Below are 19798 nucleotides of genomic sequence, written 5' to 3' on the forward strand. Positions count from 1 at the left end.
CAAATGGTGACCATACTCATCAAGTTTACCTCTCTGCCGTTCTTCTGTCAATATTATAAATAACAAATCTTATTATCAGGCTGATGAATTTCTTATGATTTTCTTAAGATTTCAAAAGGCAGCCTTTCGGCTACCTTAGAAAGACATTATATCCGCAGTACTTATGACCTCATCAGCTTTACTGCTCCTGCATCAATATTTGCCTGTAAAGCTTTTCTATATCCTCCGCACTCAGTGAGACGGGGTGATTTCTCAGGCGCACAGGATCAACAGATTTTTTTAGTATGTCAATATCGCTATCGGACTTCATCTTCGGTGCAGCGAGTCCCAGCTCACTGACAAGCCCTGAAAAGAACTGCGGGAGGCTTTCCATGCCGCAGCCCAAAGCCTCAGCAATGCCTGAGAGGACTTCACCGAGATGTTCCGTTCCGCGCATATCGCTGCATTTGCTGATATTTGCAAGCATATGCGGTATCAGCACCATATTGCACAGAGCCGCAGCATGGCCGTGGGATATCCCGTACAATGTAGTAAGCTTATAGCACATGGCATGACCCGCCGTGGTACGGGTTATATTTATTGCCTTACCCGCGATATTAGCAGCCTTGAGCATATTTGTGTTTCCGTCATCGTCGTTGACGAGATATCTGTCTTTATTAGCGATTATCATTTTTATAGCCGAACGCGAGTACTCCATGCTCTCGTCAGTGGAATTAACCGACCAGTACGCCTCTACCGCATGGCAGAGTGCGTCCATCATAGTTGCTTTTTTCTGATAGACAGGAAGTGACCTGAGAGCACTTGCATCGAAAAGCACTGCTGAAGGTATGCAGCTGTCATCAGCCACGGACTGCTTTTCGCCATTGAGGTATATCACTGCGAAGTGGTTCGCCTCACTTCCCGTGCCTGCCGTGGTAGGTACCGCAATAAACGGCACATCATTAGGTATGATCGTCTGTTTTATATACTCGGAGCTGTCGTCCATATTGCTGTACAGCTTTATGCACTTTGCAGTATCGAGGGCACTTCCGCCGCCCACAGCAGCAATAAGCTCGCATTTATGCTCACGAAAGGCTCTGACGCCCTCAACTACGGACTCGTAACGTGGATTTGGCTGAAAATCCGAGAATCTCACTACTTTTATCCCCGAACGTTTTTCAAGAGTTTCAAAATACTCATTTATGCGCAGTTTTTCAATAGATGCACCGCATACGAGCATGATGCGCTCAGCCCCCGACTTTGAAAAGTACTCATCAAGCTCCGAATAGTTTTCGCTTGCTTTCATAATTTCCTGCATATCAAATATCCTCCGTTAGTGTATAATAAAGCCCTTAGCCGCCGCGTGACGCTGCCCCCTGCCACGTTGCTGCTTGTTTCACGCGCCCCTCTGTACGAAATCGTTGATCTGCTTTCGCTTACGGCACTCATTATAATTATTCGCTGAAGTCAACACATTAGTTAACGGCTAACGGGTTCTTTGATCTCTATTTCAATTTACAATATTATTCTTTTTCGCAAGCTTTGCCGAAACATCTGCAAGATCTTCGGGCGTGTCGATTTCCGCGCAAAGTCTGTTTTCAAAATCGAGTGCAAAAATATTCTTATCCGCGATCTCATTGAGAGCATTTTCCGCATAGCATTTTCTCTTTGCTTCTTCGCCTGATTCGCAGAACGAAACGATACCGCCGAGCCACTTGTTCCAGTCCTCTTTCAAGAGCTTGTACAGCGGCTGAGCTGCAACAGCGTCATCGAAGAACTCAATGCCGACCTTCTGCACTCTCCCGTCGGAGATGACCGCCTTGAAGTCCTTTTCAGGCAAAGGCAGCACTGAACTGACAGTCATGCAGCTCACATAAGAAGCTATAACATCATCGAATACAGACTCCTCAAACACAAGATCACCGTGCATAAGAACGATATCCTCATCTTTCAGTCGCTCTCTTGCGCAGTAGATAGAATAAATATAGTTTGTCCTGTCATAAACAGGGTTCTTCACAAAGGTGATATTAAGCGGAAGATCGAGGCTTCTGCAATAGCTCATGAGAACATCATCAAAAGCTCCTGTAGTCATTACTGTCTCTGTAATACCTGCATCAGAGATCATTTTCAGCTGACGGCTGAGTATTGTTTTCCCCACTGCGATCTCCGTCATACATTTCGGGTGCACACTTGTCATCGCGCCCATACGGCTTCCCAGCCCCGAATTAAGTATCAATGCTTTCATATCGGCAACTCCTTTATATCAGTGCAGCTTTCCCGCATTAACCGAGAAGCTTTCCGTCATATTTTCCGTTTTCTATTTTGAAAAAGAACTCGCTGAAGCTTTCCGTCTCGAAGATCTGCATCAGCTCCCTCATGTTCCAGATAAGCTCCGCACTGTCGATATCGCTTCTGTCCAGCCAGAAAACTCTTCCCTCATCGGAGCTTTTCAGTTCGCCTTCAAACTTATCCGTCTTATAAAGCAGAACGATATATCTTGTACCGTCCTCAAGTATCCAGTCCTTGAAGCCGCACGGCTTAGGATTGAATATGGTAAGACCTGTTTCTTCCTTCATCTCACGGACAACTGAATCCAGAATGGATTCATCAGGCTCGATATGTCCCCCGGGGAACACAAGACCTCCCCTGTACTTTTCTTTCAGTCCCTTCTTTTCCTGCACGAGCACTCTTTTATCATCGTAGATAAGGCACATATTAGTCAGTTCTACCTTTGAAGTTCTATCCATAACACTCACCGTTCCATATATTTTCACATAAAATTATACCACATTCTGAGACTGATATCAATAACCAAATACCGCAATACCACACATACAAAAAAACACGCATCATAAACATGAAGCGTGTCTGCTTGTTAAAAAGTCGGGTTTAACTAATAACGGGATTCCAAAGGGACTGAGTTCCTTTGGCAGAGTCCAGAGGCAGCGCCTCTGGTCACTGTTCACAGTTTTCAGAGAACAGCGAAATATTACGAAGGCGCTTCGCAAAGAGTGAATTAAAAAACAGTCCAGTGGACTGTTTTTTAAGAGGGAACGCCTTGTAAGTGAAGGCGTTCCTTTATATAAAGATATTTTTTGACTAACTGACACGCATCATAAACATGAAGCGTGTTTATACTCTGATATTTATTTTGAATACTTTTCATACAGCTTTTCATAGCCCTCTGCGCACTTTCTGATGTCCAGTTCCACAGCCATTTTTCTTGACTCGGAAGACATTGCACGTCTGAGCATCTCGTCTTTGTACAGCTTTTCCATTTTATCGGCTATCGCCTGCGGGTCAGATTCGGTTACGAAGCCGTTCCTGCCGTTTCTGACGATATCGGCCACACCGCCGGCAGCAGTAGTTACCACAGGAAGTCCGCAAGCCATAGCTTCGAGGACAGCGATGGGAAGTCCTTCCACCTTAGATGTGCAGCAATAAACGTCAGACTTCTCCAGAAACTCGGCAACATTGCTCTGATCGCCTTCAAATATCACCTTTTCCGCCAAGCCTGCGTCAGCGGCTTTAGTCTTCATTTCACACATTAGCTCACCGCCGCCGAGTATTCTCAGGCACGGCTCGGGGAACTTTTTGCTGAACAGTTCAAAGGCTTCGATAAGCAGCGCATGGTTTTTCACTGCTTCGACTCTTCCCGTGGTGATAAAAGTGAATGTGCCGCTGTTTTTCTCGGCATTATTCGGCACGAACAGTTTTGTATCGACACCGTTATATACCATTTCGATATCATTTTTGCTTAGCTTATACTCCTCGGCAACAGAATCCCTTACGGTATCGCAGATAGCAACCGGGATGACCTTTTTACGGCTGAAAGCATACTCCATTATCCTTCGTTTCATGCCGTGAAACAGCCTGTACGCCATACTGTGCGTGGTAAACAGGTGCTTTGCCTTTGTACCCGACAGCATTATCGGCAGCAGCATATGCAGTCCCGAGCCCACATTTGTATGTATCACAGCAGGCTTTTCCTTTTTGATAGCTTTTACGGCTTTGAACACCTCAGTCCTGCCGCTGACATCTATGACCGTTATCCCCTCGCGGACGAGCTTTTTATAGAAAGCTGCCTCCTTGTCGAGGTAATTGTTGATGACAACTACAGGGCGGAATTTTGACCTGTCCAGATTGCAGGCAAGCTCGGTCACGAATCTTTGAGCTCCCGCATTCAGCAAGGTAGGTGTACACAGGAATACAGTCTTCACTTATTTCTCCTCCTGTCCGTCAGCTCCTCATAGCAATCCACGTACTGCATCTGCACAACTTTGTCTCTGTACACTTCGCGCACCTTGGTAATATTGAAGCTGCTGCATTTTCTTCTTATCATCGGATCTTTGAGGTATTCAACAGCTTTTTTCACTGCATCGGCATCTTTTATCGGAACAACGACACCGCCCTTGTCCTCGATCATGTCCTTATTAGCAGCCCAATCGGTCGCCACACACGGAAGTCCTGCCGCCATAGCTTCAGCCAGAGCATTTGAAAATCCCTCTGCGCTGAAATATGTCAGGAAGAAAAAAACATCAGCCGCCGCCATTTCATCTGCTATCTCGTCATGTGACTTCACGCCTGTCAGTCTTACATTTTGAACCCCTTCAGCAGCCTTCGCGCATACATCATCAGGATTTCCGACCATGACGAACTCGATATCGGGGAAGCACTTTGCAGTTTCAATGATATCAAGGCAGCCCTTTGTCTCGACCACACCTCCCACATAGAGGATACGGCGTATCTCATCGGAGATATTGTGCTCAGCCGCTATCTCTTTTGCGTCAACGAAGTTTGGTATCACTCTGACAGGGGTATCCACAAGAGTTTTTATAAACTCTTCGCTTTGTCTGTTAAGCACCATTACGCAGTCAGCTTTTTTGCACAGCATTTTGACTGCGAACCTGTTTGATCCGGTTTTGACCTGATTAGGCACAGTACATCTGAAATGAATGACAAATTTTCGTCTTTTCATTTTTGTTATCACTGCACTTACGAGCTCTCTCAGAACAGGCATGGTATTTGCAGGTATACAGGCGTGTACCACTTTAGCGTCGCGGTCTCTGAGCTTTTTTCTCAGTCCGCCCCATATACCGAGACAGCGCTTGATCTCCGACGGAACGTTGAGTCTGGTCTTGCTGCCGAAGAATTCTCTTTTGCCAATGATCTTTTCGTCAACGACTTCGACCTGCCAGTCATCGGGCAGCTTTGCCGCCAGCATTCTCATTGTCCATGCAGCAATGCCTCCGACAGGCGGAGGCGTAGGAGCAAGAAGCACAACTTTTTTCATTTGACCGTCCTTTCCGAAAGAATGCATCACTGCATATGCGATACAATGGTCTTATACACCTGTTCAGAGCTGTAATGATCTTCCAGATATTTGAAGCCATTTTCTTTCATTGTATTTAAAGAGGATATATCACATTGCAGGAATTCCCTGACTATATCCGCGAATCTGTCCGCATCATTGCTTTCGCACCAGCGTCCGAATCCCCCATCGAAGATCACGATTCCGATATCCGTGTTCGGGTCGGTCGCTGCTAAAACAGGCAGTTTTGCCTGCATATAGCTCAGAAGGCGCGACGGGAAATTAGGTATAGTGAATCTGTGGTCAAGGAATATGAGTCCCACGTCGCAAGCCGCCACCATAGTGTCATAGTCCTCTTTCGGCAGACTTTTCATAAGCCTGAAATTTGCCTGTCTGCTTTTTTCGGCATACTCATCGAGCAGATGGTACTCTGTTCCGCCGCCGACGATGAGGAAAAAAGCATCACTGATATCACTGCATTTTTCAAGACATTCTATAATAAAGGGTATCCCCTGAGGTTTTCCGAGATTTCCGCCGTACACAAAAACAGTCTTGTCGGAAGGGATACCGTATTTATTTCTTACAGCACATCTTTTATCATAGCCGATACTCTTATCGGCTATCTCGATACTGTTAGGGCAGATCTCGACCTTCTGCGGACTGACCTTAGGCTCATGTTCAATGATATATTCGGCATTTGCCCGAGACATACAGCCGATAATATCCGAAACTTCATACAGCTTCTTCTCTTTATCCTTGAAAAGCCTGTAAATAAATCCCTTTGCACCTGTAGTGCTCATCATGCCGATATCGACAGCATTCTGAGGGAATATGTCTTTCAGCATAAGGTAAGAAAAGGCATTATCGCGCTTTTTAACGTATCTGACCGCACTGAACAGTGTAATAGGCGGCGTAGTATATAGCACAAGATCAAATTCAACATCGTGATAATACTTTTTCACTGCATTTGCGAACCTACTCTCCGTACTAAGTGCAGACAAGCCTTTTTTAAAAAGGTTGCTGCTGCACCGAGCGATATTCATATCAACGAAGACCTGCATATACTTTTCGCTTTTTACATTCTTGTGATCGCCTGCACTGACAGTATGCACCTTATGTCCGTTTCTGATAAACTCGCGTAAAAGGTCGCAGTATATTGAATGTTCATTTATATCAGAAATATTTCCGTAAGTCAAAAAAAGTATATTCATACGCCTTTCACATCGTCCTTTTCCAAACGGGAAACTCAGGCAGAACTAATCCTTTATATGCTGCGGAACTCTTTCCTCCTCCGCAGGCAGCTCCATATAATTCCCGTAAACTACCGATAAAAAAGTATCCCATTGCTTTATTGCCATATATTTTCTGCCCTCAAATTCAAGCTCTGTATATTCAGACGTGATATCCGAAGGGAATCTCACCCTGCTTATATTTTTGAACATACAGCCATAGCGGGCTTTTTTCGCACACTGTCTGCCGTTCCCCCACTGAGAGACCTTATCGAACCATTTCTGCTTAGTTTTCTGACTGAAAGGCAGACCGATCATATGAGTAATAAACAGCTCCGCCTTAGCTATCGAGGAAAAGCCTTTATATCTTACATCTTTTTTCAGCATTCCCTGCAATATCTTGATAAGGGTGTCTTTGATCCTGTTTGCAGCAGCATTATCGGGAGCATTGTCGAAAACGAACAGATCGAGGCATCTTTCGGGAGGGATAGAATTTTTCCTGCTGTTATCCTTTCGGGTCACCCTGACCAGCCAAATATCTCTTACGATAGTATACTCACTGCCGAGTTCACTTTTCAGTACAGCGAGCAGCTTTTTATAGTTTTTGCGATCGAGTGCGATATCTATATCGTCGTCCCAGGGTATAAATCCTTTATGTCTGACAGCGCCTAAAAGAGTGCCGTCACTGAGAGTATACCTAATACCGTGCTTTCTGCATATCCCGTCAATATGATCCATTATCGGCAGAAAGTACTTCTGCGTTTCAAGCATACCGTACTTATTTTCAAAGTCCATTACAGACACTCCTTTATCAGCTCGATAAGCTCCTGCATACTGTCTGCCGCAGTCTTATCGTTCACAGACGGACATTCTCTGCTGTTATACAATCCGTCCGCATTTCTGAACCAAATATGCTTCATGCCCAGCTGCTGCGGAGCCTGAAAGTCCTTGACGGAGTTATCGCCGACGTAGACTATATCCGACGCAGAAAGTCTCCACCGTGTCTGCATGATCCTGAAGGCGATATCGCAGGGTTTGCGGAACTGCACACCGCCGAGCTCGTCTGTGATAATGACATCATCGACAAGATCTTCAAGTCCGAGCGCTTTCAGCTTATTTCGCTGACCCTCGGGACGACCGTCTGTGATTATGCCTGTCCTGATGCCTCTGCTCCTCAGATATATAAGCAGCTCCTTCACACCGCTGTACAGCTGTATATCAGGTTCATGGGAGCGGTATACTTCAAGCACCTCTGCCTTCTGAGCTTCGCGTCCTGTCTCCTTCAGCACCTCGTCAACAGCAAGCTTTCCGCACAGGAAATACTGCCGCAGCTTCTCCTCAAAGCCGCCGCCAAGATACTCAGAGACCGCCTTATATCCTGATCTGACGTATTCTTTTTCGGGATACAGGGTATCGTCGAGATCGAATATAACGCCCTTAATGCCGTTAATATTACCGCTTATGCACACAGACTGGTCAAAGCGGCTGTACACTGCGCCATCGTTTATTTTGTCGATACGACCTGCCTTTTCACCGTCGAGCAGCCTGAGTATTGCTTCTGCGCTTCCCGCCCCCGCCTTCATTGAGAGCGGAGAACCTCCGCCGAACCGCGGATTTATCTCGATATACCAGTCTGTACCGCTTTCATCGCGTATAATCTGCACAGTCAGCGGACCGCGCGGCTTGAAAGCTTTGCAAATGTGTTCAGCGTCCGCGATCATCTTAGGGTCCATAAATATCTGTGTTTTCAGGACTTCTCCTGCCCTGATCTGGAGTCTTTCCCTTGGGACAATGGATACAGGCTCTCCGTTCATATCGCAGAAGATATCGACCGAATATTCACGGCCGCTTATAAAAGGCTGGACTATGTAGTCCCCGATCTTTTCCGCATATGCTTCAAGCTCAGTCTCATTGCCGACCCTGAAAGCATTTATGGAGCTGCTTCCGTCCTTGGGCTTGATAAACGCAGGATATCCTGCGTTGTAATCACGCAGGTTATTGACAGGTGCAGGCGAATGAAGCCCGCAGTCTTCAAAGAACTTTGAGGTATAATTCTTATCGCGGCATATGCGTATCATCTCAGGGGAGCTGATAAGCACCTTTGTGCCGATGCTTTCAAAGCGCTCCTTATTCTCGCTCAGGACGATAAGATCGGTATCTATGGTAGGGATAACGAGGTCAATGCTGTCCGCCCTGCATATCCCGAGCAGGTCGTCTATGTACGCAGGATCCTTCATTGCAGCAACTTTTCTTGTAAAGTCGCAGTACGCCAGCGCAGGAGCTGTTCCCGCCATGTCTGCGCCGTATATGAACAGTTCCTTCCCAAGCACCAATGCAGCGCTGCGAAAAGCCTGCAAAAGCTCGATCCTTCTTCCCACACCTGTAAATAAAATCCGCATTATCTTTCCTCTGTTCCCATAAATTCGCTCATTGTAGCCTCACCGACAGCATTTATGCCCTCACGTTTCAGGACTTTTCTTACAGTATCCATGACTATCCTGCAATCGCCTGTGAAAGTGATATGATCCACATACTTTACGTCCCAATCGAACTTTTCTTCCCATGAAATAGAATTTCTGCCGTGTATCTGAGCCAGTCCCGTAAAGCCGGGGCGCACTTCATGTCTTCGCGCCTGATGCTCGTTATATCTGTCAAGGTACTGAACAAGCAGGGGGCGCGGCCCTACAACGGACATATCGCCTTTGATAATATTAAAAAGCTCAGGCAGCTCATCGAGGCTCAATGCCCGCAGTTTTTTTCCGAATGAGGTCATTCTTTCCCCGTCCTTTGCGGGGTCTATCACTCCGTTTTTCGGCGGCAGCATAGTCCTGAACTTGTACATCTTGAATATTTTTCCGTCTTTGCCGGGTCTTTTCTGGATAAAGAGCACGGGCGAGCCCAGCTTTATCCGCACAAGCACAGCCGTTACCAGCATAACAGGCGAAAGAATGATAAGCGCCAGCAAAGCACAGCAAAGGTCTTGCGGGCGCTTGAAAAATCTCTCGTAAAGACCGTAAGGCTTATGTTTTTTCATAAATGATCCCTTTACTTAAAACATCTGTGAATGATCTCGATGAGAACGTTCTGTTCTTCCGCTGTCATCTTGTTATCAGACGGCAGGCAAACGCCGCGTCTGAAGATATCTGCACCCACATCAATACCGTCATCGGAAGCCTTCACAAAGCCATGATTTTCGTAGATCGGCTGCATATGCATAGGTTTCCAGACAGGTCTGCCCTCGGCGTTGAAAGCTGACAGTGCTTCGAGTATCTCCTGCGGACAGCTCTTGCCATGCTCGCTGCGATACATAAAGTCCATATCGCCGCGCACCTGCGGAGTCATAGCATCTTCGTCGATTATCATGCAGCTCAGCCAGTAATTCGGAACGCTGTTCTCGGCATCGAAGGGATTCATTTTTATCGGCAGATCTGCAAGTCCGTCCCTGTAGCGTTCAAATACAGCTTTTTTCTGAGCGATATGTTCTTCAAGGTGGGGCAGCTGACCGCGTATAACACCTGCGATGATATTGCTCATGCGATAGTTATAGCCAAGCTCCTCATGCTGATACCACGGAGCAGCTTCACGGCTCTGAGTAGACCATTTGCGTATCTTATCCGCATCGGACTTATCCGAGCACAGGAACATACCTCCTGCACTGCCTGTGATTATCTTGTTTCCGTTGAATGAAATTATAGAAAAATCGCCGAAAGTTCCTGTTTGTTTTCCTTTATAGGAAGCTCCCAGAGACTCCGCAGCGTCCTCCACTATCAGAGCGCCGTGAGCGTCGGCAATACTTCTTATCTCGTCAATTTTGCTGGGAGTGCCGTAAAGGTGAGCGATAACGATGAGCTTAACATCAGGATACAGCTCAAAAGCTTTTTCCAGAGCAGCAGGATCCATATTCCATGTTTCTCTTTCGGTATCAATGAAAACAGGTTCACCGCCCTCATATGTAATAGGGTTGACAGTAGCAAAGAAGGTCATATCGGCAGCGAAAACGCGCCTGCCTTCAAGGCTGCCGTGTCCCACCTTCGGAACGCCGTATATTTTTTCGCCTGCAAGTCTGACTGCGAGGTGAAGAGCAGTAGTACCGCATGAAAGACCCACGCTGTAATTGCAGCCCACGTATTCAGCCACCTGTTTTTCCACTTCGTTTATATTCGCACCAACAGTGGATACCCAGTTTGTGCGTATTGCCTCGTCCACCCACTCTCTTTCTTCCTTGTGCATGGTAGGTGAAGCGAGCCATACCTTTTTCTCCAAAGGCTTTATCCCCGCAAATCTCGGAGATGTTTTAAAATCTATTTTTGAGACCTCGCCGTCATTGCAGTTCAGCTCTTTGATATCTCTGACAAGGTTGCCGTTTACCAGCGAATCGGACTGAAACTCCCCCAAAGATCCCATTATATTTGCAGGCAATGCTATTTTCATATAACATCCTTCTTTCTATCACACGCGATAATGTTCACGGAATATGCCGCTTATCCATTCCGAGAACGCACTTTCCCCGATTATACTCACATCAAAAGTGATCTGCTCCTGACAATGCCCAACATAAAAACAAATGCAGGCACACTGTACCTGCATTTACACTATGCCTGGGATACAGAATGATCTTCTGACATAAAAGCGCAATTATCAAATATTTGTAAATGGCAATACTGCACATTTCTATAAAAAACGACCGATGTCATGAAGTTGAACAATGTGTTTTTATCTGTCACATTATATCACAATATTATACTTTGTGTCAATAATGCAAGCCCAATATTAGCCACCATCAACAAATACCAACTTAAAACCATGGTTTATTTATATATTATTTTTTCAGTTTACCCACGACTACCTGTCTCTGTTTTCCGTCATCGGTACAAGAAATAACAGTGAGCCTGTCATCGCCGAAGTCCTTCAGCACTTCGACCTCATTCGGCTCTACGACCTTGTATTCGTCAACGATATACTCATATTTGGTTCTTTTGTCGTCAATATCCACGAGATACATTTCATCTCCCGTTCTGATATTATCAAGGTCATTGAATATTTCTGCATAAATCGTACTGTTATGACCTGCAATGCAGTAATTCCCGTGTCCGAGAGCGCCTGTGCCCTCGAAGTGACCTGCCGAGACCTGAAGCGATTTGCTGTCAGTTCCCTCCAGCACGGGGACTCTGATATCGAGCCGCGGCACTTCAAATACAATGTTGTCCTTCAGCAGTCTGCGGAGGTAGATCTCTCTGCTGATCTTGCGATATGCCATCAGTGAGAGGACCGATACTCCGCAGGCTATCATTATTATACCAATATTGCGTTTTAGTTTATTATTCATATATTATTCACGTTGTAATGAGAGCGCCGCTGTCCGGCAGCGCTCCCCCTTTCAGTATAAGTCTGTAAAAGATACTATGCAACCAACTTTGATCTTATTCTTCTTTACGTTTTGAAACAGCAAGTGCGCCGCCTGTTATCATCAATACAACAGCAAAGCCCGCTATCACCATATATACCGACGAATAGCCCGTCGAAGGCAAAGTTCCCTGCTTGGTAGTTTCCGTAATTGTTACGGAACTGCTTGACACAGTTGTCTGCGAAGTGGTCTTGCTTGTAGAAGCTGACGTTGATTCGGTAGTTGTTGTATTAGTTGTTACCGTGGTATTTGAGGTCGTAGAACTTTGGAAAGGTTTAATGACCACATCATAAGACAACTCAAAACCTGACCTATTCGTCCCCGGTGATTCAGGAAACGCAAAGCCATAACCAACTTTATATTTACCAGCTTGCAGTTTGCTGAAATCAGCTCCGCTGTATTTATTGTTGTTTTCATCCTTGATAATCGCACGGTTCGGATCGACTTCAGGATCTTTTTCAGTATATCCACCAAATGTATGTTTGCCTCCGCCGTTTCTGTCATCGAACCAATAGTAAAAACTTGATACAGTATATGAAATACCTGAAAGATCGAGATCTTCACCTTCATAGTAAACAGTCTTAGTCGGATAAGAATTTATCTTTTCAAGTTCGTACATAATAGGCATTGTAACAGTATATGAATACTGATAGGTTTCAGTATAGGGCAGCGTAGTTCTTACGCGCGGCTTTGTAGTAGCCGATGTTGTCTTGCTCGTCGAAGCAGTTGTCTGTGAAGTGGTCTTACGTGTCGAAGCTGACGTTGATTCGGTCGTTGACTTGCTTGTGACCGTTTCTGTTGAAGTGGTCACGCTTGTAAAAGCTGACGTTGATTCTGTCATTGTTGTATTAGTTGTTACAGATGTAACAGCCGTTGTAGTCGGCGGCTCATCTAACGCTACGAATTTGTAATCGTTTTCCTTAGCAAATATATCAGCTGTAGAACCTGTAAATCCATATATAGTTGCATTAGAAATCGGTTGATCACCTCCAGGCATTTTACAGTCTTTATTCATGATGATTACTTTTTCAAGTAATGGACATTCGTGAAATGCATATCCGCCTATTTCCTTTACATTATCTCCGATATATACGGATTTGATTTTTTTACATCTATTCATTGCACAAGGAACAATCTTTTCAACATTATCAGGGATCACCACATCTCCTGTGCAGCTATGGCCGTCAATAAGTACGTTATCAACAATTCTTAACGGTCCCTCGATATTTCTCAGCCATTTTGTACCTAAAAAAGCATCATTTGATATAATCAAATCAGAAAATTTTTTCGATATATTTATTTTTTCAAGGTTCGTACATCCAGTCATAGAAAAGTAGCCTATACTTTCAATACTACTTGGAACATCAATTTCTTTAAGCTTTTCAAAATACATAAATGCATTCGGCCCAATTTGACGTACACCATCTTTCAATATAATTTTTTCAATATATCCTTTAGCAAAAAACCAATCAAAAAATTGATGGTTCATTAAAGTATTTCCTTTTATTGTAAGTGTATTACCATCTATTGACCATTTAATTACATCCAGACTTCTTTCTCCATATATATCAATAAAGTAACGATCATATTCATCTGCTAATTCACTTGCTGCTGAATTTTCTTTACCATAAATAAAAGGTCTGGGAAAGTCAACTAAATATTCTGAATCCGCGCCCCTATATTCCCAAATAGGATTATCAGGCAAAACCAAATGCGATGTATCTATCTCACATTCAGGATTAAGAATCGCCACTCTATATATATTTTCAGAATTTTCAAATGTAAGATTATTAATTCTGGTAACTGTTTCAGGTATGGTGACAAGATATAGATATTCATTATTGCTAAAATCACCCTCTATACTTGTAATACCATCTTCAATATATACTTCTCTTGCTCCGTAATCCCATGGTAACTTTCCATACTCATCGCGTTTCAGTTCTCCTGTACCACTTACTCTCAAAAAATCGTCAAAATCTCTATACCATGTTATATTATCACCGCATTTTCCGCTGCATATTACTCTCAAGCCGCTGTAATTTTCCAGATATTCCTGATATTCTCTGTCACTCTCACTCATTTCCGTATCATTCTGCATATCCTCCGCAACAACGCCCATTGGTACGAACATCATCGAAGCCACAAGGCAAGCGATCAGCGCCGCAAAAAATCTGTTTATCGTTTTTTTCATAATTCCCACCCTTTCGTCAATATAATTGTTTAATACATTTGTCGGATATAATTAAAAATTCGCCAACACTATAGTTATATTATATCATTTCCTCTGTAAAAATTCAATAAAAATCGTAATTATTAACATACAGGTGTTTCGCTTTCCGCCAGTTTTTTTATTTCAGCATCTACCTCATTATTAACAGGCTTTTCTTCTTTTGCCAACATTTTTATCTCAGTCTCAACCTTATCCTGCGAGTCTTTCTTTTCTCTCATAATTTTATTCCATGAATCCTCAATACTTAGCACTTGTTCTAAATTATTAGCGATATGCTCAAACCACTTTTTCTTTATGATATCATGCTCTTTACTGTCTTTCAAGGTTCTGGCTTTATCTCTTATTGTTATAAGTTCTTCATTATCTTCAAGTATTCTGTCTTGATCATAGTATGAATATGACCCGTCCAAGATATTAAATATTATGGAAAGCTGTTTTGCCGAGCTATTTTCCAACATGAAACAGAAATCATCAACATCAAAAACATTTGAAAAGCCCTCTTCTCCGATTCTTTTCTTTAACTCAACAATTTTCATTCCACCAAGCTTTTCAAGCATGGCAGGGTCACTTTTAGCATCTAATACGCCGTGATAATCAAGAGCTTCTTCCATTTCAAATATTTTATCATCATAGATTTCTTGCAATGGCGAATAAACTGTGACAGACTTATAAAGCCCCTGTGCTTTAATCTCATCTTTTTTATCTGTTTCTTTCAGTTTTTCTATCATAAGATCAAAAATAGCACTATAATTTGAATCTATCTTTCCTTCATATTCCACCTCAATATTCAAAAGCGAAGCAATAAGATCGCAGTAGTCCCAATAAGTTATTTCACCATTTTCGATCTTAGCAGGAATATTTTTTATTGCATCTCTTAGATGTTTCTCCTCTGCCACCGTAAAATCCTTGATAACTTTCAGGTCTTCATCTGTACCCTTGTTCCACGCACTGCTTCTGCAATATTCGCTGTAATTTTCGAGTTGTCTTTTCGCCTCATTTTCATCGAATCTCTGTCTGTTTATGTAGTCATACGCAAATCTGAAAATATGATACTTGTCATTTTCTCCCAGTGCATTAGACATTGGCGAATCTTTCTTAAAAACGGCTTTCTCGCCGCTGTCTATGAGCTGTATATACGCAATGATACTGTGGAAAAGCGTCTTATCTATTTGAGCATCAAGGTCATATACAGGCTTTAACTTCTTTTTAATATCGCTGTATTTCTGACAGGCATATTGGAACGAGCGCATATTGTAGCTTTTCATATCCGTCATAACATTAACAATTTCTTTTATGTATTTTTCATCGGAAGGAATGCCAAAATCAGCCAAAATCTGTTTTACTGTGTATTCAAGGTTACAATTGAATCTTATAGTATCACCGATGGTTTTTTCTTTAGCCTTTTGATACTGAGCATACTTCTCGTCAAGTATTCCGATTATTTTTCTTTTTTCATGAGCGTATTCATACCTTTTACCGATGACATTCTCATTTGCCACAAGCATGACTTTATAGTTATCGCCCTCGCACAGTCCGTTGACATAGCCCAAAAGCTCAACAAGGTCGATCTTTGTTCGCTCAACATCTTCAAATATAACGAATTTCTTGTCGAGCTTTACCGATCTGTACACCTTCAGAAGCTCTTTATCAGCCTTATTAAAATCAATACCGACCTTGCTTATAAGACCGTTTACGAAAGTCTTTCCGAAGACCATAAAGGAATTCACTGCTTCCGAACCGGAAGGCTTTATAAGTGACCGCAGCTCGACATAAATAGCCTTGCTGATCTCAGAAATATCAGTCAGACCGTAAAGTGAAACAATAACACATTTATATCCATGACTTTCGAGATAATCCTTCAGTTCGTGCTTTATGTAGTAACTTTTTCCCGTACCCCAGCCGCTTGTGAGCATTATTGCCCTGCCCGACTTATCTTCTTCAACGTAATTTTTTATAAATTCATCTATGTCTTCATAGTATAATTTTTCATTTCCCGGCATTTTCATATCTCCTTTTCCGCATATTATAACATTATTATAGCATTATTTCCGAGTCAAAACAATGATCGGCAGCAACATCGACATCAGTCCAAAAAATATCTCAGTATTGCACAAAACAGCTATGTCACTTTTGTGCAGTTATACAAAGCTGAAAAATATTTTTCTGAAATACAAAGCATTTACCTTGAATATTCCCCTATTATGCACCGTTAGTGAAAGGAGTTGATACGACAAAGGCAGCATTCCACAGATATGCGACAGTTGCCTGACCGCGGTAAAACCTTCCCATGGGTATACAGACGCTGCTCCGCACTATAAAGTCATGACCTTGACTTTTATCAGCTTAATTGATATAATCAAAATAACGATAAAAATAGGAGCTGCGGAAGTATGAGTGAATTTAACGGCGCAACTATAATGATAACAGGTGGAACGGGTTCATTCGGTTCTACCGTACTAAAACATTTTCTGACCACAGATATCGGTCAGATAAGGATATTCTCACGCGATGAAAAAAAACAGGACGACATGAGGCATGATATACAGGCTAAATATCCCGAATATGCAGGCAAAGTCAAGTTTTACATAGGCGATGTCCGCGATCCTCGGTCTGTAGCCGATGCAATGCCCGGAGTGGACTATATATTCCATGCTGCCGCCCTGAAACAGGTACCATCCTGCGAATTTTTCCCCATGCAGGCAGTAAAGACCAACATCGAGGGAACAGACAACGTCCTTCACGCTGCCATAGACGCAGGAGTTAAAAAGGTAGTATGCCTCAGCACAGACAAAGCAGCATATCCTATAAATGCAATGGGCATCTCCAAGGCAATGATGGAACACGTAATATACGCCAATGCACGAGTTGCTGCCGAAAGAGGCGGCACTGTCATATGCTGCACACGCTACGGAAATGTAATGTGCAGCCGCGGCTCTGTCATTCCCCTGTTTATCGACCAGATCAAATCAGGACAGCCTATAACCATAACCAATCCTGCAATGACGCGATTCCTCATGAACCTCGATGAAGCTGTCGAGCTTGTACGCTTTGCTTTCAACCACGCTTCACCCGGAGATCTTTTCATACAGAAAGCAGATGCCAGCACCATCGGTGATCTTGCCAAAGGAGTACAGCGATTATTCGGCGATACGGGCACGAACATCATCGGTACACGACACGGCGAGAAGCTGTACGAGACCCTTATGACACGCGAGGAGCGGCTGCGTTCCGAGGATATGGGACAGTATTTCCGCGTATCCGCCGACAACCGCGACCTGAACTATGATAAATTCTTCGTTCAGGGACAGGTCATGACAGAAGCCGAGGACAGCTATACTTCCCATAATACTACTCTCCTCGATGTGGACGGTGTCGTGAAAAAGATACTTACAACAGACTATGTTAAAGAACAGTTGGGAGATGTGTGAAAATGGCTTCATGGAAAGAAAACGGCAAAATAAAACTGATGATAATTGTCGGCACAAGACCCGAGATAATCCGTCTTGCCGCTGTAATAAAAAAATGCAGGAAGTATTTCGATACCCTCCTTGTCCACACAGGTCAGAACTACGACTACAATCTGAACGGCGTTTTTTTCAGGGATCTGGGTCTTGATGATCCGGAACTGTACCTCGATGCAGTCGGCAGTGATCTCGGAGAAACTATGGGAAATATCATCTCTTCAAGCTACAAGGCTATGGCGGAACTCAAACCTGATGCCGTCCTTGTTCTGGGCGATACCAATTCCTGCCTTTCCGTTATCGGTGCAAAGCGCCTGCATATACCAATTTTCCACATGGAAGCAGGAAACCGCTGCAAGGACGAGTGTCTCCCAGAGGAGACTAACCGCCGCATAGTCGATATCATAAGCGACGTGAACCTTGCCTACTCAGAACACGCAAGGCGTTATCTTGCGGACTGCGGACTTCCAAAAGAGAGGACATACGTCACGGGATCACCTATGGCAGAGGTACTCACGGAGAATCTTGAAGCGATCAAAGCCTCGGATATCCACAGCCGCTTAGGTCTGGAAAAGGGCAGATATATCCTGCTCTCAGCTCACCGCGAAGAAAATATCGACACTGAAAAGAACTTCACCAGCCTGTTCACGGCGATAAACAAAATGGCTGAAAAGTACGATATGCCCATACTTTACAGCTGCCACCCCCGTTCAAAAAAGCGGCTCGAAGCATCGGGCTTCAAGCTTGATCCGAGAGTCATACAGCACGAACCGCTCGGCTTCCACGATTACAACTGCCTTCAGATGAATGCATTTGCCGTAGTTTCCGACAGCGGTACTCTCCCCGAGGAGAGCAGCTTCTTCACATCTGTCGGAAAGCCCATACCTGCGGTCTGCATAAGAACTTCCACAGAGCGTCCCGAAGCTCTCGACAAAGCCTGCTTTATACTTTCGGGCATAGATACAAAGGGGCTTTTACAGGCTGTTGATACCGCCGTAGAAATGGTGCGCAGCGAGAAAAACGGCGGAGCTGTCCCCGTGCCCGATTACACGGATATCAATGTTTCCGACAAGGTGGTGAAGATCATACAGAGTTATACGGGTGTTATTGATAAAATGGTCTGGAGGAAGGATATATGACCCGTACCACAGCCCAAAACACCGACCGATCATACCGTGACAACTGCCTTTCTCTGGTAAAGCTCATAGCCGCATTGCAGGTAATGCTCGGTCATTTGCAGCTTCATCTGCAACTGCCGAAGATACCGCGCTATCTTATCTCCTATTTCAACGGAGTCCCCATATTTTTTGTCATAAGCGGCTTCCTGATATCATTTTCGGTGAAGACTTCGGCTTCATACAAGGAATATCTGAAAAAACGCTTCTGGAGAATATACCCCGAATTATGGCTCGCTGTAGCCTTTGAGATCATATCAATAGTTATTTTTTACCGAAGCTTCAATGCAAAACATCTTGCCGTATTCACATTTACTCAGGCAACTTTCTTTCAATTCTGGACACCGAATTCCCTGAGAGGCTACGGCTGCGGAACTCCAAACGGAGCTCTCTGGACTATATGCGTGATGATACAGTTCTACATCATCGCATGGCTCATCAGAAAGTTCATGAACAAGAGAAAATGGTATATCTTGGCAGCAGTCAACGCCTGTCTGATCCTCGCAAGCATCATCGGACATTTCGCGGCAGAAAAGCTTGGCTCGGAGATACTCCTAAAGCTGTACGGACAAACGATAATCAGGTATTGCTGGCTGTTTTTCTTCGGCTGTTTCCTCGCTGAATTCAAGGATAAGGCGCTGCCGTTCATCTCTAAATACTTCTATGTTTTCCTTGTTGCAGCCATTATCCCATTCGTTACACGAGTCGATATCTACGCAGGATATAACGTACTCTGGTCTCTGCTTTTGGTAACAGGACTTATCGGATTTGCCTACAGATTCCCGAAACTCGCTCTCCGAAATGATATATCATATGGTATTTTCTTGTGGCATATGATAATCGTGAACATCTTCATCACCAAGGGCTGGACGGGCAGCTGGGGTTATGGTATGGCAGTTGCTGTTCTGACTATTATCTGCTCCTATATCTCATTCAGGACTGTGGGAAGCTGGTCGTCGAAAATGAAAAAAATGCGGACGATCTCCCGAAATACCGCCGAGTAATACTC

General features: G+C 44.0%; 16 protein-coding genes. 3 read left to right on the plus strand and 13 right to left on the minus strand.

Translation table 11 applies throughout. From position 1 onward, the window contains the following. Positions 1 to 178 precede the first annotated feature (178 nt). From K6G33_RS05200 to K6G33_RS05260, 13 genes are all read right to left on the minus strand, one after another. Positions 179 to 1297, minus strand: a complete 1119-nt coding sequence (locus K6G33_RS05200) for a phosphonoacetaldehyde reductase (protein WP_296777014.1) — start codon at positions 1295 to 1297, stop codon at positions 179 to 181. Positions 1298 to 1489: 192 nt separating this feature from the next. Next, on the minus strand, positions 1490 to 2224 hold the full coding sequence (locus tag K6G33_RS05205; RefSeq protein ID WP_296777017.1) for an NTP transferase domain-containing protein: 735 nt from the start codon (positions 2222 to 2224) through the stop codon (positions 1490 to 1492). A gap of 37 nt (positions 2225 to 2261) precedes the next feature. After that, positions 2262 to 2726: an 8-oxo-dGTP diphosphatase gene (locus tag K6G33_RS05210; RefSeq protein WP_296777018.1), complete on the minus strand. Its 465-nt coding sequence runs from the start codon at positions 2724 to 2726 to the stop codon at positions 2262 to 2264. A 399-nt stretch (positions 2727 to 3125) separates the two neighbouring features. Continuing rightward, complete coding sequence (locus K6G33_RS05215; protein ID WP_296777021.1) at positions 3126 to 4199, minus strand: glycosyltransferase family 4 protein; 1074 nt, start codon at positions 4197 to 4199, stop codon at positions 3126 to 3128. Beyond that, complete coding sequence (locus tag K6G33_RS05220) at positions 4196 to 5272, minus strand: glycosyltransferase family 4 protein (RefSeq protein WP_296777024.1); 1077 nt, start codon at positions 5270 to 5272, stop codon at positions 4196 to 4198. The genes K6G33_RS05215 and K6G33_RS05220 overlap by 4 nt, the downstream gene beginning before the upstream one ends. 26 nt (positions 5273 to 5298) lie before the next feature. Further along, on the minus strand, positions 5299 to 6501 hold the full coding sequence (locus K6G33_RS05225) for a glycosyltransferase family 4 protein (protein WP_296777025.1): 1203 nt from the start codon (positions 6499 to 6501) through the stop codon (positions 5299 to 5301). Positions 6502 to 6546: 45 nt separating this feature from the next. Continuing rightward, positions 6547 to 7314, minus strand: a complete 768-nt coding sequence (locus K6G33_RS05230; protein ID WP_296777028.1) for a LicD family protein — start codon at positions 7312 to 7314, stop codon at positions 6547 to 6549. Next, a complete protein-coding gene (locus tag K6G33_RS05235) occupies positions 7314 to 8918 on the minus strand; it encodes an HAD-IA family hydrolase (protein ID WP_296777029.1) in 1605 nt (534 codons plus the stop codon). The genes K6G33_RS05230 and K6G33_RS05235 overlap by 1 nt, the downstream gene beginning before the upstream one ends. After that, positions 8918 to 9553, minus strand: coding sequence for a sugar transferase (locus tag K6G33_RS05240; protein ID WP_296777032.1), 636 nt, complete (start codon positions 9551 to 9553; stop codon positions 8918 to 8920). The genes K6G33_RS05235 and K6G33_RS05240 overlap by 1 nt, the downstream gene beginning before the upstream one ends. 11 nt (positions 9554 to 9564) lie before the next feature. Beyond that, positions 9565 to 10749: a DegT/DnrJ/EryC1/StrS aminotransferase family protein gene (locus K6G33_RS05245; RefSeq protein WP_296777068.1), complete on the minus strand. Its 1185-nt coding sequence runs from the start codon at positions 10747 to 10749 to the stop codon at positions 9565 to 9567. 589 nt (positions 10750 to 11338) lie between these two features. Then, positions 11339 to 11845, minus strand: coding sequence for a class D sortase (locus K6G33_RS05250; protein WP_296777036.1), 507 nt, complete (start codon positions 11843 to 11845; stop codon positions 11339 to 11341). Between the two features lie 94 nt (positions 11846 to 11939). Further along, a complete protein-coding gene (locus K6G33_RS05255; protein ID WP_296777038.1) occupies positions 11940 to 14114 on the minus strand; it encodes a leucine-rich repeat protein in 2175 nt (724 codons plus the stop codon). Between the two features lie 122 nt (positions 14115 to 14236). Next, a complete protein-coding gene (locus K6G33_RS05260) occupies positions 14237 to 16153 on the minus strand; it encodes a hypothetical protein (RefSeq protein WP_296777041.1) in 1917 nt (638 codons plus the stop codon). Positions 16154 to 16543: 390 nt separating this feature from the next. Here K6G33_RS05260 and K6G33_RS05265 point away from each other — a divergent pair, with 390 nt between their 5' ends. Genes K6G33_RS05265 through K6G33_RS05275 form a run of 3 tightly spaced genes read left to right on the plus strand, consistent with a single transcriptional unit; the run spans position 16544 to position 19793 of the window. After that, the gene (locus tag K6G33_RS05265; RefSeq protein ID WP_296777044.1) at positions 16544 to 17581 is read left to right on the plus strand and encodes a polysaccharide biosynthesis protein; all 1038 of its coding nucleotides are present in this window, start codon (positions 16544 to 16546) and stop codon (positions 17579 to 17581) included. 2 nt (positions 17582 to 17583) lie between these two features. After that, positions 17584 to 18753 (plus strand): non-hydrolyzing UDP-N-acetylglucosamine 2-epimerase, encoded by a 1170-nt coding sequence (gene wecB / locus K6G33_RS05270; RefSeq protein WP_296777046.1) that lies wholly within the window; start codon positions 17584 to 17586, stop codon positions 18751 to 18753. Further along, positions 18750 to 19793 (plus strand): acyltransferase, encoded by a 1044-nt coding sequence (locus K6G33_RS05275; RefSeq protein ID WP_296777049.1) that lies wholly within the window; start codon positions 18750 to 18752, stop codon positions 19791 to 19793. The genes wecB and K6G33_RS05275 overlap by 4 nt, the downstream gene beginning before the upstream one ends. The last annotated feature ends 5 nt before the right edge of the window (positions 19794 to 19798 follow it).

Origin of the sequence: Ruminococcus sp. (assembly GCF_024691275.1) — a bacterium.
Classification (GTDB): domain Bacteria; phylum Bacillota; class Clostridia; order Oscillospirales; family Ruminococcaceae; genus Ruminococcus.